This is a genomic window from Phenylobacterium sp. LH3H17 (assembly GCF_024298925.1).
In the GTDB taxonomy this organism is placed as follows: Bacteria; Pseudomonadota; Alphaproteobacteria; order Caulobacterales; family Caulobacteraceae; genus Phenylobacterium.
The window spans coordinates 1,075,587-1,089,654 of record NZ_CP101283.1 but is presented as its reverse complement, the minus strand read 5'-3'; the positions used below and the strand labels follow the sequence as shown (position 1 = coordinate 1,089,654).

The following is a 14,068-nucleotide window of genomic DNA, read 5'->3' as shown; positions in this document are numbered from 1 at the left end:
CTAGACGGGCGGCTCGCCCGCGACCGTGGTTCGGTGCATCACCCGCAGGTGCCCATCATAGCCGCCCTCGGCGAAGTGGACGGTGCAGCGGTTGTCCCACATGAGCAGCATGTCCTTCTCCCACCTGTGGCGGTAGACGAACTGCTCCTGGACGATGTGGGCGAACAGGAAGCCGAGAATCGCCTGGCTCTCGGCCACCGCCATGCCCTCGATCCCCACGGTGTAGACCGGACTGACGAACAGCGCCTTGCGGCCAGTGACCGGATGCGTGCGCACCAGGGGATGGGTGAGCGTCTTGTCGGCCTCGGGAGAGACGATGATCTCCATGGTCCGCTTGGCGCTCTCCTTGGCGAAGACTCCCTGGGTCCCGTAGGCGCGGCTGGCCGAATGGATCGCCCGAACGCCCTCCAGCATCTTCTTCATCACAGGTGACAGGGCCTCGTAAGCCCGCGAGCAATCGGCGAACAGGGTGTCGCCGCCCACCGGGGGGATCACCTGGGAGCGCAGCAGGGTGGCGGCCGGCGGCGTCTTCTGGAAGCTCCAGTCGGAGTGCCAGCCCGCGCCGAAATTGGTCGCCGTCTCGTCAGGCTCGCGACGCAGCTCCAGCACGTTCGGGTGGCCGGGCATGGGGGCGATGAACGGATCGACCCCGAACGGGCCGATCGTCTGGGTGAAGGCCTCCAGCGCCTCCAGCGACAGGGGCTGGCCGGGAAAGGCCACCACCGAATGCCTGGCCCAGGCGGCCTTCACCTCGGCGAGGACGGCCGGCGGCAGTGGCCGCGACAGGTCCACGCCCTCGATCCGGGCGCCGAAGCCTGACTCCTGCGGCGTGACGATGATCTCGGCGACCTGGACCATGACGTTTCCTCCGGTTCCCAGCTTCGTATTCTCGAGGCTTGGGCGCTACCTTAAACCGCGATCTTCGATCCGGCGCGGCCAAATCCCCGGGGCGACTGACCCAACGGAAGCCGCGGCAGGATGCGGAAAGCGCCTGAGCCACACCCGGGCGCGAAGTCGCCCAAAGCCCGCAAACTGCCGTTTGCATTGACCGCGTAACCCTGTAATCGAAGCCCGCCATGACTTCTTTCGCCGATACCCAAGACGACAAGCTGATCGCGTTGGTCCCGGACAGGAAGGTCTCCGTTCGCGAGACCTTCGGCGTGGACAGCGACATGACCGTGCCCGCGTTCTCGACGCGTGACGCGCACGTGCCCGATCTGGACACCGCCTATAAGTTCGATCCGGAGACGACCAAGGCCATCTGCGCCGGGTTCGCCTTCGACCGCAGGGTGATGGTCCAGGGCTATCACGGCACGGGCAAGTCGACCCACATCGAGCAGGTTGCCGCGCGCCTCAACTGGCCGCTGATCCGGGTGAACCTGGACAGCCATGTGTCCCGCATCGATCTGGTCGGAAAGGACGCCATCGTCCTCAAGGACGGCAAGCAGGTCACCGAGTTCCGCGAAGGCATCCTGCCCTGGACCATCCAGCGGCCGGTGGCCCTGGTGTTCGACGAATACGACGCCGGCCGCCCGGACGTGATGTTCGTGATCCAGCGCATTCTGGAGGCCCAGGGCAAGCTGACCCTGCTGGACCAGAACCGCGTGATCCGGCCCAACCCGTTCTTCCGCCTGTTCTCGACGACCAACACCATCGGTCTGGGCGACACCACGGGCCTCTATCACGGCACCCAGCAGATCAACCAAGGTCAGATGGACCGTTGGTCGATCGTCACCACGCTGAACTACCTGGCCCACGACGTCGAAGCCGAGATCGTGCTGTCGAAGTCGCCGCACTACGACACGCCCGAGGGCAAGCGCACGATCGCCGCCATGGTCCGCGTCGCCGACATGACCCGCAACGCCTTCATGAACGGGGACATCTCCACGGTCATGAGCCCGCGGACGGTGATCACCTGGGCCCAGAACGCCGAGATCTTCGGCGGCGACCTGGCGCTATCCTTCCGGATGACCTTCCTGAACAAGTGCGACGAGTTGGAGCGCGGCACCGTGGCCGAGTTCTACCAGCGGGCGTTTGGCCAGGACCTGCCGGAAAGCACGGCGCGGGTGCGGGTGGCCTGATAATGCGACTGGACCGCGCCGTCCCACGGCGCGATGTTCGCCCCATTGCGAACAATAGATTTTCAATGGGGATACATGTCCAGGATTTCGCTGACGGCCGTGGCCGCAGGCATACTCACACTCGCCGCCTTGGCCTCGCCGGCCTCCGCCCAGGTACCGGCCGCCGAGCATAACGACTACTCGAAAACCGAGAACTGGCTTTGCTGGCCGGGACGTGCCGACGCCTGTTCTGGCGACAATACCTCAACCGTGATCACGGCCGACGGCAAGGCGACCAAGGAGGCCTGGAAGGCCGACCCCAAGGCGCCGATCGATTGCTTCTACGTCTATCCCACCGTGTCGATGGACAAGTCGGTGCTGTCGGACATGACCCCGAACGCCGAGGAGCAGCGCGTGGTCGAGCAGCAGCTCTCGCGGTTCGCTTCCAAATGCCGGGTCTATGCGCCCATGTACCGGCAGTTCACCCTGACGGCCCTGCGCGCGATGATCACCGGCCAGCCCATGCCCGACGGATCGGCGTCCAACGCCCCGCGGCCGCAGACTGGCTACCAGGACGTCGTCGACGCCTGGAACCAGTATCTCGCGACGGAGAACAAGGGCCGCGGCGTGGTCCTGATCGGCCACAGCCAGGGCTCGGGCGTGCTGACCCAGCTCATCGCCAGCGAGATCGACGGCAAGCCGGTCCAGGCCAAGATCGTCTCCGCCCTGCTGCTGGGGACCAACCTGCCGGTGACCAAGGGGCAGGACACCGGGACGTTTAAGTCGATGCCGCTTTGCAAGTCTGCCACCCAGACCGGCTGCGCGGTGGCCTATGCGAGTTTCCTTGAATCCGCCCCGCCCCCAGCGATCAGTCGCTTCGGCAAGCCGCGCGAACCCAATTCCGCGATGGAGGCGGCCTGCGTGAACCCCGCCAATCTGTCGGGCGGCAAGGGCGAGTTGCACGCCTACATGGCGACCGGCGGCAACGGCCACGACAAGGCGGGCTGGGCCAAGGGCGTGACGGTGGACACGCCGTTCGCCTCTGTTCCCGGCCTATTGAGCGCGACCTGCATCAACAAGGACGGCTTTAACTACCTGGCCGTCGGTGTGAACGCCGATCCCGCCGACCCGCGGATCGACGCCATCAAGCCGGGCGCGGTGACCCCGGACTGGGGCCTGCACCTGGTCGACGTCAATGTCGCCATGGGCAACCTGATTGCTCTGGTGGAGACCCAGGGCAAGGCCTGGCGCGCCAAGCAATAGCCTGAGGAGTTCGCGGGCGGCGTCAGCCGCCCGTGATCTTCTTTCCGGCCATGAAGCCCAGGACCAGGAAGATCACGAAGCCGATCAGGAAGATGAAGAACAGGAACTTGGCGACGCCGGCGGCCGCGCCGGCGATTCCGCCAAACCCGAGAGCGCCGGCGATCAGCGCGACGACGGCGAAGATGAGAGCCCACTTGAGCACGGCGTGCCTCCTTGAACAGCGTGGTATCGCAACGCGGATCGCCGTTCGCCGTTCCGTCTGGCCGTCAGGCGGCTAGGACCGGCAGCGCGCGGACGTCCTGCATCCGTCCGCCAACCGGTTCGGTCTGCAGGCGGCAGACGGCGGGACCGGTGACGAACGGGATGGAGAAGGCGATGCAGGCGTCCAGCTCGGTCCTGTTGCGGACGTTGGTGACGGCCGGCCAGATCCGCTTCTGCTTGAACAGCGACAGCCGTTCGGCGAATCGGCGCAGGGCGACCAGCCTCGTCCGGGTGTCGCCCTCGGGCAGGACCAGGGTGACGCTGGTCACCGCCTCGTGCGGCAGCTTCTCGACCTCGAAGCCGGGATCCGGGGTGCGCAGGTCGATCTTGGTGAAATAGCGCTCCAAGGTGGCGCGAAGCTGGCGAAGCGCGGTGAAGGCGGGGTCGCGCGGCACGTCATAGACCGCCGCGGCGAGCTGGGGCCGCAGTGCCGAAGGCAGCGACTGCAGCATGGTCTCGTAATCCGCCCGCGAATTGGAGCGGATGATGTTGGAATAGCAGATCGGCAGGTACAGCATGCCGGTGACGCCGGGCGGTTCCAGATAGCGCTTGGCCGCCTCGACGCAGTCGCGGTCGAAGGCCTGCGGCTCCCGGGGCATGTGGTCGGCGCCCTCCACCAGGGTCAGGTGGGTGCGGGCGGTTCCCGGTGTCGAGCTCACCACGTCCCCGACGAATAGGCCCCGCGGCGCGAAGTAGATTCCCTGCAGGCCCACGAGCTGAGGCAGGGCCTGCTTCAGCAGGGCCGCGGCGTCGGCCATCGTGTCCTGGCCGATCATCACGTGCTGCTCGACCCAGCCCGGACCGCTCGGCCGGGAGACCTTCGGCTCCGGCCGGGCCTCCCTGGCGGCGCGCGCGGCGGCCTGTTCGGGGGTTTCGATCCGGCTGAGCCGGCCGCCAGGCGGCAGCAGGCTGGGATCGGTCATCGCGCGCGCGACGGTGGCGGCGTCCAGGGCGGCGAAGGCGGTCACCGCCTCGGGCGGTCCTTCGAACAGCAGCAGGCCGATCTCGCCATCCTCGGCCTCGCCGAACAGCTTGATCTGTAATTCGTCCGACAGCCGGGCGAGCTCGGCGACGTTCATCTCGTCGGAACCGGGATCGTTCAGCAGGAAGGAATAGTGGGTGAGCGGCGCGAACTTGCGTGGCCACAGCCAGCGGCTCTCGAGGTAGGCGGAAGCGAACTTGGCCACCAGTGGGCCCAGCGTGGCCGCGGGGATGCCGGTGCGGTCGGCTTCGACGGCCACTCTCAGACAGGCCACCGCGGTCAAGCTTCTCTCCCATTCACTGTGTACGAACGCTCCGCAACCCTTGCGTGAATGCGTAAACGGAGAGTGACCTTCCATCGGGGTGCGACACTGACGCCACGGCCCCCTTCCCTCCCCCATCGCCCGCGCGCTATGACGTTGGGACCATGGCGAAGAATCCGGAAAGCCCAATCGAGCCCTTCAAGCGCGCGCTGGCCAACGCCGCGCGCTCGCTCGCAGAGATGCCCGACCTGGAGATTGTCTTCTCCGGCGAGGGGCCGCAACTCACCGGCAAGCGCGCCGTCTTGCCGCATCCCCCGCGCGACCTCACCCCGGCCGACGCCTCGCGCATTCGCGGCCTGGCCGACCAGATGGCCCTGCGCATCGCCCACCACGATGTCACCGCCCACAACAAGGCGCGGCCGGCCTCGGCCCTGGGCGCGCCGGTCTATGACGCGCTGGAGCAGGCCCGCATCGAGGCCGTCGGCGCGAACGCCCTTGGCGGGGTGAAGGAGAACCTGCGCGCGGTGCATGAGCATGCCTGGGCCAAGAAGCCGCTGAACCAGCTGGAGGCCCTGGCCAATCCGCCGATGGCCGACGTGATCGGCCTCCTGGCCCGCGAGCGGATGACCGGCGAGCCGCCGCCCGCCATGGCCAAGGCCCTGGTCGACCTGTTCCGCGCCGAGGTGGAGAGTAAGGCCGGCCCCGATCTCGACAAGCTGGCGGACGCCTTCCACGACCAGAAGGCCTATGCCCGCATCGCCCGGACCATCCTGCGCGACCTCTCCATGGGCGACGACCTCTCCGACGCGCCCGACCAGGCCGACGAGGACGAGGAAGGCGACGAGGGCGAGAGCGAAGCCAGCGACGACGGCGACGAGGGCGACGGCGAGGGCCAGTCGCCGCAACAGGCCTCCATGGACGACAGCGAAGCGACCCATCGCGAGAGCGAGGACGCCGACAGCCAGGCCATGCAGGCCGACGACGATTCCGACGCTGAGGACAGCGACGAGCCGCCCGAGATGGGCGACGGCGAGCAGCCGGCCCGTCCCGACCTGAAGGGCGAGGGCAAGCAGGCCACCTACAAGATCTTCACCACCGCCCATGACGAGGTGGTGGCCGCCGAGGAGCTGTGCGACGCCGAGGAGCTGACCCGGCTGCGGGCCTATCTCGACCAGCAACTGGCCAGTCTATCCACCGTGGTCTCGCGCCTGGCCAACAAGCTGCAGCGCAAGCTGATGGCCCAGCAGAACCGCTCCTGGACCTTCGACCTGGAGGAAGGGATCCTGGACGTGGCGCGCCTGACGCGGGTGATCACCGATCCCACCGCCTCACTGGCCTTCAAGGAAGAGGAAGACACCGAGTTCCGCGACACGGTGGTCACTATTCTGATCGACAATTCCGGGTCCATGCGCGGTCGGCCGATCATGGTGGCGGCGGTCTGCGCCGACATCCTGGCGCGCACCCTGGAGCGCTGCGGCGTGAAGACCGAGATCCTCGGCTTCACCACCCGGGCCTGGAAAGGCGGGACCAGCCGCGAGGACTGGCTGAAAGCCGGCAAGCCCGCCCAGCCGGGCCGGCTGAACGACCTGCGCCACATCATCTACAAGGCCGCTGACGCTCCCTGGCGCCGGGCGCGGCGCAATCTCGGCCTGATGATGCGCGAGGGGTTGCTCAAGGAGAACATCGACGGCGAGGCGCTTATGTGGGCGCACCAGCGGCTGATGGGCCGCTCCGAGCAGCGCCGCATCCTGATGGTGATTTCCGACGGCGCGCCGGTGGACGACTCCACCCTGTCGGTGAACTCCGGCCACTATCTGGAACGCCACCTGCGCGAGGTGATCGGCGAGATCGAGTCCAAGAGCCCGGTTCAGCTCATCGCCATCGGCATCGGCCACGATGTGACCCGCTACTATCGCCGCGCCGTGACCATCGTCGACGTGGAGCAGCTGGCCGGCGCCATCGTCGACCAGCTGGCCGAACTGTTCGACGAGGAGGTGCGCCGGCTGACCCGAAAGAACGCCAACCTGCTGCAGCCGCCGCCAAACACCCAGGGGCCGCAGGGCCCCGCGGCCCGGCGCTCGACATTCAAGGAAGTGCGGAGAGCCGTCGCGTGAGATCAGGACTGGTTCTGGCCGCGGCGCTGGCCCTGACGGCCTGCGCCCAGCCCGTGACCCTGCCTGCCTCCCCTGTCCCGGCCGGCCCAGGGATCACCATCGTCGCCAAGGCGGTCGCCCTGAACCCGCAGGATCCGAGCCAGGACCGCGTCGGCGCCTTCCGCTACGCCGGTGGCCTGGTGCTGTCCTCGCCTGACACCGCGCGCTTCCACGGCCTGTCCGACCTGGCGATCGGCGCCGGCGGTGCGGTGACCACGGTCAGCGACGAGGGCGACCTGATCAAGGCTCGGCTGGTGCTGGACAAGACCGGGCGGCTGGTCGGCCTGACCGACGGGCGGGTGTCGGCTCTGACAAATCCCGACGGCAAGCCGCTGCAGGGCAAGCAGGAGGGCGATTCCGAGGGTCTGGCCTTGCTGCGGAACGGCGACCTGCTGGTCAGCTTCGAGCAACGCCATCGCATCTGGCTCTATCCGGCCGCCGGCGGCCCGCCGCGGCCGGCCCCCATGCCGCAGGCGACCTTCCCCGACAACGCCGGGCTGGAGGCCCTCGGCCCCGACGCCGCTGCGGGCGCCGACGCCTATGTCGCCGGCGCCGAGGAAAGTGGTCAGACCTGGACCTGCCGGATCTCGACCACGTGCGCGCCGGGTCCGGTCATCGCCAAGCCGCCGGAGTTCGGCCTGGTGGCGGTCGCGCGCCTGCCGCAGGGCCGCACCGCCTGGGTGCTCCGCGCCTGGGACCCGGTGCGCGGCAACCGGGTCAGCCTGGTTGTGCGCGACGACAAGACCGAGGTCGCCCGCATGGACCTGGCACGGCCGCTCACCATCGACAATTTCGAGGCCGTGGCGGCGGTGCCGGCCAAGGACGGGACCATCCGGTTCTACCTGCTCTCCGACGACAATTTTCAGAGCTCCCAGCGAACCCTGCTGCTGGCGTTCGACTGGAAGCCATAAGGCGCCCGGCTATTCCGGAACCCAGACGAAGCCGTCGGCCTCGGCGCGGACACGTCCGACGCCGGGGAACGGGAAGTGCGGCGCGTAGAGCCGGAGATTCCCACCGGCGGCGCGCTTGAGCAGGTCGCGGCGGCTGGCCTGGGCGGTGGGGGCGTCGCCGTCATAGTCGATGGTCCAGTCGGGCTTCCGCACTGAGACGACGAAATGGTGGGCCGCGTCGCCGATATAGAGCAGCCGTTCCGCGCCCGAGGCGATCTCGTAGGCGCTATGCCCCGGCGTGTGGCCGTTCACGGCGACAGCTGTCACCAGACCCGGCAGGATGACGGCCCCGGGCTGGAAGGCTAAAACCTTCGGGGCCATGGCGGCGACGGTCGGCGCGAGGCTGGCCTCAGCCTGCATCGCCTGCCACTCGGGAGCCGAGATGTGAATCACGGCGTTGGGGAAGCTCAACAGGCCATTTCCCCGCACTAGTCCGCCGATGTGGTCGCCGTGACTGTGAGAGATGAAGATGTCGGTGACCTGCGCCGGATCGACGCCGGCGGCGCGGAGCGGCGCGGCGAGCTTGCCGGCCTGCGGCGCCCACGAGACGCCGGCCGCCCCGGCGTCGAACAGTAGGACCTTGCCCTCGCCCCGCACAAGAAGCGGCTGGATGCTGAGGCTTAGGACATCGCTTGGCGCGCCGGCGGCCTTCAACACGGCGGCGACATCGCTGGCGGGCCGCCCGATTCCAAAGGTCTTGCCGTCGTTGGGAACCAGAAGATCGCCATCCTTCAGGGCTGTCGCTTCCAGGGCGCCGATCTTGAAGCTGAAAACGTCGGCGGACAGGGCGGTCCTCGGCGGGGGCGCCGGGACGGCGGATTCGCTCATCTGCGAACATCCGGCCAGGGCGATGAGCGCGGCCAGGGCTACGACGGTCTTGTTTGGGATCATTGCGACGCCTCTCCAGGTCTGCTCGGCGCAGACATGGGGCCAAGCTCTCCACGCGCCAGGGCGTTCGTCAAAGCAAAAGGGCCGCCCCGAGGGACGGCCCTTTCGAAATCCGATGTGGTCGGGCTCAGGCGGCCGCGGTCTGCGCGGCGAGCTTGGCCTTCACCTGCTTCTTGATCTTCAGCGCGCGCGGCGAGAGGTTCTCGTCACGAGCCTTGATCAGGAAAACGTCCAGGCCGCCCCGGAAGTCCAGGGTGCGCAGGGCCGCGTTGGTGATGCGCAGACGGAAGGTCTGGCCGAGCGCATCCGACTGCAGCGAGGCTGGCGCAAGAGCAGGCAAGAACCGGCGCTTGGTCTTGATATTCGAGTGGCTCACATTGTGGCCGACCATGGGGCCGATACCGGTGAGTTCGCAACGACGCGACATGGCTTCTGACCTACGCGAGAAATAAGGATGCGGCGGGCGGACCCGCGCGAGAGCCGGCGATATAGGCGAAGGCTGCGTCCGGCGTCAAGGCGGAGCGGCCACGTATCCGGTCATCCTGGGCCCGGAAGGCCAAAAAACCGCAGGCGGGGGCCGTACGCATTTGTGCCTCTGCGCCTTTGGGATACAATACCTTGTAGGGAACAAAGACTGAATCGGGCGGAGTCGCTGATTCGGTCATGGTTCGTTTCGGCCGTGTTCCGCGGGTTCCTCGATTCGCGTTAACCGCGAATCTTCAAGCCGCGGAATCGGGGAGGCCCCACGCCGGGCCTCCCGACCTCGCTAGCTCAGCACCACCAGAACCACGCGGCGATTGGCCGAGCGGCCGGCGCGGTCGTTGTTGGGCGCCACCGGAACTTCCTCGCCGTATGAGATGGAGGACATGCGGTTGAGCGCGACGCCCTGCCTGTTCAAGGCGCGTCGCACGGCCTCGGCGCGGTCGGCGCCCAGCTGCTCGTTATAGGCCTTGTCACCGGTGGAATCGGTGTGGCCCTGGACCTCGACATAGACGTTGCGGTTCTCGGCCTTCAGGCGCTCGGCCAGGGCGGCGATCCGCGCCTCGGCTTCGGGCGACAGGCTGGCCTTGTCGAGGGGAAACTTCACCGCGTCGTCTGACAGGACCACGGTGTACATGAACTTGCCTTCGGCCAGCTTGCCGGCGGCGACAGCGCGCTCGAGCGCCTCACGGGAGGTCCGGTCCAGCTCGCCGATCCGGGTTTCATGAGCCGCGACCTTGGTGTCGACAACGCCGACCTGCTCATTGACGTACTTCTTGGTGGCGCAGCCGCCGAGGCTCAGCGCGCCCAACAGCAACGCGCCCATCACCACCACGTTCGTCTTCCTGGTCTTCATCTTATTCTCCCTAAGGGGTCTCAGCACGCCAATCCGGCCTTCGGATCTCTCCGGCGTCCGGGCGTGCTGACGCCTTAAAACGGCCGTTTGGTGACATGGTTGCGGCGGGGACTTGGCCCAGCTTGACTGTATTCGGCGGCGATCGAACCTCGACGGACCCCTTGCGAAGGAGTGGGCTTCGGCATATTGATAACTGACTGGTCAGTTATTACGGATTGCGACATGCTCCCCGCGGGCGGACCCAAGTTCAAGCGGCGCAAGGCGGAACGGCCCGACGAGATCGTCGCGGCGGCCTTCGAAATCTTCTCGGAAAAAGGCTTCGCCGCGGCTCGCCTGGACGATATCGCCGCCCGCGCGGGGGTCTCGAAGGGGGCGATCTATCTCTACTTCGCCACCAAGGAAGACATATTCCGAGCGGTGGTCGAAATGGGCGTGGCGCCTAACCTGGGTCTGATCCAGGACAATATCGCAGCACATCAGGACTCATTTCCCGACCTCGTCCGGGGCGCGGTCGGCGTGCTGGGCCAGATGCTCGCCACCACCCCCATCGGCGGCATCGTCAAGATGGTGATCGGCGAGTCGCGCAACTTCCCGGAACTGGCCCGGGCATGGCACGACACCCTGATCCGCCCGGCGCTCGGCGCCATGACCCTGGCGATCACCGCGGCCCAGGCGCGGGGCGAACTGCGCCCCGGCGATCCCCGACAGTACGCCCTTTCCCTGATCTCGCCCATGCTGGTGGGCGTCATCTGGCGCGAGACCTTCGAGCCGGTCGGCGCCGAGCCCTTCGACATCCCGGCGCTCGCCAGGCAGCACGCCGAGCTGTGGCTGCGCGGCATGCTCGTCCAGCCGGAGCCCCAGCCATGAACCCGCAACGCCTGCTGGTCGGAGGCCTGCTCCTCGCCGCCGCGATCATCGTCGCCGTCATCTGGCTCGCGCCCCGGCTCGCCCAGTCCAAGACCCTGACCGGCTATGTCGAGGGCGAGCCACTCTATCTGGCCGCCCCGGTGGCCGGCAGCGTCGACCAGGTCTTCGTCCAGCGCGGCGACCGGGTCGCCGCCGGCCAACGCCTGTTCCTGGTCGACCCGGCCCAGCTCAAGGCCCAGCGCGACCAGGCCCAGGCCGAGGTCGAGGCCGCCCAGGCCCAGGCTCAGGACGCCCGCAAGGGCCAACGCGCCGCCGAGCTGGCCGTGTTCGACGCCAATGTCGCAGCGGCCGACGCCCGGCTGCGCGACGCCGCCGCCGACCTGCGCCGTATCCGACCCCTGGTACGGCAAGGCGTCTACGCCCCCGCCCGGCTGGACGACTCGCAGTCGGCCTACGACGCGGCGGCCGCCCAGCTCGCCGCCGCGCGCCGCCAGCGGCAGGCCGCAGCCCTGGGCGCCCGCGAAGATCAGATCCGCGCCGCCGACTCCAAGGTCGAACAGGCCGGCGCGGTCCTGGGCGCCGCCGACGCGCGCCTGATCGATATCGCCCCCCTGGCCCCGGGCGCGGCCCGGGTCGAGGAGGTGTTCTTCCAGCAGGGCGAGTGGGCGCCCGCCAACCAGCCCATCGTCGCCCTGCTGCCTGACGACCGGATCAAGCTGCGGTTCTTCGTCCCCGAGCGCGAGATCGCCGCCTATCGCCCCGGCGGCGTGGTGGCTTTCACCTGCGACGGCTGCAAGGCCGGAATGACGGCGAAGATCACCTTCATCAGCCCGCGGCCTGAGTTCACCCCGCCGATCATCTACAGCCGCGACGCCCGCGACCGGCTCGTCTACCTGGTGGAGGCTAGGCCCTCGGCGCGGCTCAATCCCGGCCAGCCGGTGGACGTCGAACCGATCGGCGCCGGCAAATGACCCTCGCCATCGACGTCCGGGGCCTGAACAAGAGCTTCGGCGACAAGCATGTGGTGCAGGACGTGTCCCTGCAGGTGGAGGAAGGCCGGATCTGCGGCTTCCTCGGCCCCAACGGCTCGGGCAAGACCACCACCCTGCGCATGCTGTGCGGCCTCCTGACCCCCGACAGCGGCGAGGGCACGGCGCTCGGCCTCGACATCATCACCCAGGCCAGCCTGATCAAACGACGGGCCGGCTACATGACCCAGAAATTCTCGCTCTACGAGGATCTGAGCCTGGAAGAGAACCTGCAGTTCTCCGCCCGCGTCCACGGCCTCGACCACCGCAAGGAGCGGGTCGACCAAGCCCTGGAGCGCCTGGGCCTGATCGAGCGGCGCGGTCAGCTGGCGGGCTCGCTCTCCGGCGGCTGGAAGCAGCGGCTGGCGCTCGCCACCGCCACCCTGCACGAGCCGAAGCTCCTGCTGCTGGACGAGCCTACCGCCGGGGTCGACCCAAAGGCGCGGCGCACCTTCTGGGACGAGATCCACGCGCTCTCGGCCGAGGGCCTCACCGTGCTGGTCTCCACCCACTACATGGACGAGGCCGAGCGCTGCCATGAGATCGCCTACATCGCCTACGGCAAGCTGATCGCGCGGGGCACGGCCGACCAGGTGATCGCCGACACCCAGCTCGTCACCTTCAACGGCGAGGGACCCGGCATCGACCGGCTCGCCGCCGAGATCGCCGGGCGCGACGGGGTCGAGATGGCCGCGCCCTTCGGCCAATCCCTGCACGTTTCGGGGACCGAGCGCGCGGCCCTGGAGGCCGCCATCGCCCCCTATCGCCGCGAGCCGTTCCGCTGGACCGAAGTCGAGCCCAGCCTGGAAGACGTCTTCATCCGGCTGATGGACCAGTCGGAGGACAATTTCCGATGAACGGCTTCTCCCCGACCCGCGTCTTCGCGGTGATGATCAAGGAGTTCAAGCAGCTCACCCGCGACCGGGTCACCTACGCCATGATGCTGGGGCTGCCGGTGATCCAGCTCCTGCTGTTCGGCTACGCGATCAATTCCGAACCACGCCATCTGCCCACCGCCCTGCTGGTGCAGGAAGACAGCGTCTTCGCCCGCTCGCTCACCTCGGCCCTGCACAACAGCGCCTATTTCGACCTGGTCGCCCAGGCTCGCTCGCCCGCCGAGCTGGACGAGATGGTCCGGCGCGGCGACGTGCAGTTCGCCATCACCATTCCCGGCGACTTCACCCGGCGCGTGGCGCGGGCCGACAAGGCCCAGATCCTGATCGAGGTCGACGCAGCCGACCCCTCGGCCACCGGCGCCGCCGTGGCGGCCCTGGCCGCCCTCCCCAACCAGGCCCTGGTCAACGACCTGAAAGGCGCGCTCAGGAACCGCGCCGGGAGCCCGGCCCCCTTCGAAGTCGTCGTCCACCGCCGCTACAATCCCGAGGCCATCACCTCCTACAACATCGTTCCGGGCCTGCTGGGGGTCATCCTCTCCATGACCCTGGTGATGATGACCGCGCTGTCGGTCACCCGCGAGGCCGAGCGGGGTACGATGGAGAGCCTGCTGGCCACGCCCGTGGAGCCCATCGAGGTGATGGTCGGCAAGCTCGCCCCCTATGTGGTGGTGGGCATCGTCCAGACCGTGATCATCCTGCTGCTCGCGCGTTTCCTGTTCGATGTTCCCATGCTGGGCGGCTGGGTCGGACTGACCATGGGGATCAGCCTGTTCATCGTCGGCTCCCTGGCCCTGGGCTTCCTGATGTCGACCCTGGCGCGCTCGCAGCTCCAGGCCATGCAGATGAGCGTGTTCTACATCCTGCCCTCGATCCTGCTCTCGGGCTTCATGTTCCCCTTCCGCGGCATGCCCGGCTGGGCCCAGGCGATCGGCGAGGTGCTGCCGGTCACCCACTTCCTGCGCGTGGTGCGCGGGGCCTTGCTGAAGGGCCAGGGTATCGAGGACATGTGGCGTGAACTGCTGGCCCTGGTCGCCTTCGTGTGCGTGGTCACGGCGCTCGCCATGGCGCGCTATCGGCGGACCCTGGACTAGGGTGGGACGCGCATTACGGCGAATTAACCCG

Annotated in this window: 14 protein-coding genes; 8 read left to right on the top strand and 6 right to left on the bottom strand. The window is 68.1% G+C overall.

The window, feature by feature from the left end; genetic code table 11:
• Positions 1-858: a TauD/TfdA family dioxygenase gene (locus M9M90_RS05270; RefSeq protein WP_254836120.1), complete on the bottom strand. Its 858-nt coding sequence runs from the start codon at positions 856-858 to the stop codon at positions 1-3.
• Between the two features lie 218 nt (positions 859-1,076).
• Here M9M90_RS05270 and cobS point away from each other — a divergent pair, with 218 nt between their 5' ends.
• Positions 1,077-2,081, top strand: coding sequence for a cobaltochelatase subunit CobS (gene cobS, locus M9M90_RS05265; protein ID WP_254836119.1), 1,005 nt, complete (start codon positions 1,077-1,079; stop codon positions 2,079-2,081).
• 75 nt (positions 2,082-2,156) lie between these two features.
• On the top strand, positions 2,157-3,323 hold the full coding sequence (locus M9M90_RS05260) for a DUF3089 domain-containing protein (RefSeq protein WP_254836118.1): 1,167 nt from the start codon (positions 2,157-2,159) through the stop codon (positions 3,321-3,323).
• 22 nt (positions 3,324-3,345) lie between these two features.
• Here the strand turns inward: M9M90_RS05260 and M9M90_RS05255 are convergent, their stop codons facing one another.
• Complete coding sequence (locus M9M90_RS05255; protein ID WP_254836117.1) at positions 3,346-3,525, bottom strand: DUF1328 family protein; 180 nt, start codon at positions 3,523-3,525, stop codon at positions 3,346-3,348.
• Between the two features lie 64 nt (positions 3,526-3,589).
• Positions 3,590-4,849, bottom strand: a complete 1,260-nt coding sequence (locus M9M90_RS05250; protein ID WP_254836116.1) for a hypothetical protein — start codon at positions 4,847-4,849, stop codon at positions 3,590-3,592.
• Positions 4,850-4,992: 143 nt separating this feature from the next.
• Between M9M90_RS05250 and cobT the strand changes: the two genes are divergently transcribed.
• Both cobT and M9M90_RS05240 read left to right on the top strand, forming a co-directional pair.
• Positions 4,993-6,942, top strand: a complete 1,950-nt coding sequence (gene cobT / locus M9M90_RS05245) for a cobaltochelatase subunit CobT (RefSeq protein ID WP_254836115.1) — start codon at positions 4,993-4,995, stop codon at positions 6,940-6,942.
• Entirely contained in the window at positions 6,939-7,892 is a 954-nt protein-coding gene (locus tag M9M90_RS05240; RefSeq protein WP_254836114.1) for an esterase-like activity of phytase family protein, read from the top strand. Before cobT ends, M9M90_RS05240 begins: the two co-directional genes overlap by 4 nt.
• Before the next feature lie 9 nt (positions 7,893-7,901).
• Here the strand turns inward: M9M90_RS05240 and M9M90_RS05235 are convergent, their stop codons facing one another.
• The 3 genes from M9M90_RS05235 to M9M90_RS05225 form a co-directional block, all read right to left on the bottom strand.
• Positions 7,902-8,822, bottom strand: a complete 921-nt coding sequence (locus tag M9M90_RS05235; protein WP_254836113.1) for an MBL fold metallo-hydrolase — start codon at positions 8,820-8,822, stop codon at positions 7,902-7,904.
• Positions 8,823-8,946: 124 nt separating this feature from the next.
• Positions 8,947-9,246: a 50S ribosomal protein L28 gene (gene rpmB, locus M9M90_RS05230; protein WP_254836112.1), complete on the bottom strand. Its 300-nt coding sequence runs from the start codon at positions 9,244-9,246 to the stop codon at positions 8,947-8,949.
• Positions 9,247-9,585: 339 nt separating this feature from the next.
• A complete protein-coding gene (locus tag M9M90_RS05225; RefSeq protein WP_254836111.1) occupies positions 9,586-10,155 on the bottom strand; it encodes an OmpA family protein in 570 nt (189 codons plus the stop codon).
• Between the two features lie 222 nt (positions 10,156-10,377).
• On the opposite strand from M9M90_RS05225, the gene M9M90_RS05220 reads away from it, so the two are divergent.
• The 4 genes from M9M90_RS05220 to M9M90_RS05205 are packed head-to-tail and all read left to right on the top strand — an operon-like array spanning position 10,378 to position 14,037.
• Positions 10,378-11,022 (top strand): TetR/AcrR family transcriptional regulator, encoded by a 645-nt coding sequence (locus M9M90_RS05220; RefSeq protein ID WP_254836110.1) that lies wholly within the window; start codon positions 10,378-10,380, stop codon positions 11,020-11,022.
• Complete coding sequence (locus M9M90_RS05215) at positions 11,019-11,993, top strand: HlyD family secretion protein (RefSeq protein ID WP_254836109.1); 975 nt, start codon at positions 11,019-11,021, stop codon at positions 11,991-11,993. The genes M9M90_RS05220 and M9M90_RS05215 overlap by 4 nt, the downstream gene beginning before the upstream one ends.
• Positions 11,990-12,907 (top strand): ABC transporter ATP-binding protein, encoded by a 918-nt coding sequence (locus tag M9M90_RS05210; protein WP_254836108.1) that lies wholly within the window; start codon positions 11,990-11,992, stop codon positions 12,905-12,907. The genes M9M90_RS05215 and M9M90_RS05210 overlap by 4 nt, the downstream gene beginning before the upstream one ends.
• Complete coding sequence (locus M9M90_RS05205; protein ID WP_254836107.1) at positions 12,904-14,037, top strand: ABC transporter permease; 1,134 nt, start codon at positions 12,904-12,906, stop codon at positions 14,035-14,037. Before M9M90_RS05210 ends, M9M90_RS05205 begins: the two co-directional genes overlap by 4 nt.
• Positions 14,038-14,068 lie beyond the last annotated feature (31 nt).